We start from the raw sequence: 498 nt of genomic DNA, 5'->3' as shown, positions 1-498 counted from the left end.
GACGTCATCTTAAGACGACAAATGATTCCTGGAGAGTCGATGAAACGTATGTGAAAGTAAAAGGTCAATGGATGTATTTATATCGCGCAGTAGATTCTGAAGGAAACACCATTGATTTTTATCTAAGTGAATCAAGAGATAAACAAGCAGCCAAGCGCTTTTTCAAGAAAGCCTTGGCTGCTTCTCATATTTGTAAACCTCGTGTTATAACAGTAGACAAGAACCCAGCCTATCCCGTAGCGATTCAAGAGTTAAAAGAAGAGAAACGTATGCCTGAAGGCATACAAATAAGGCAAGTTAAATATCTCAATAATATAGTGGAACAGGATCACCGTTTCATTAAGAAACGTGTACGTTCTATGTTAGGATTCAAGTCATATGAAACAGCCACTTCTATATTGAGCGGCGTTGAAGCCATGCATATGATGAAAAAAAGACAACTTAACCTACAGGTGAAGTCTGCTCAAAATGAAGTTGGGTTCATACATAAGTTGTTTG

The 498-nt window shown here is 38.0% G+C and carries 1 protein-coding gene; it reads left to right on the top strand.

Annotated features, from left to right (window positions below; translation table 11 throughout):
- Nucleotides 1–498, top strand: a 498-nt coding sequence (locus JDS96_RS30680) for an IS6 family transposase (protein WP_199669115.1), incomplete at both ends; no start/stop codon positions are given.

Source organism: Bacillus cereus group sp. N21, from assembly GCF_016483395.1.
In the GTDB taxonomy this organism is placed as follows: domain Bacteria; phylum Bacillota; class Bacilli; order Bacillales; family Bacillaceae_G; genus Bacillus_A; species Bacillus_A pseudomycoides.
Note: the sequence above shows the minus strand (reverse complement) of the source record. Positions and strands in the feature narration are given on the sequence as shown.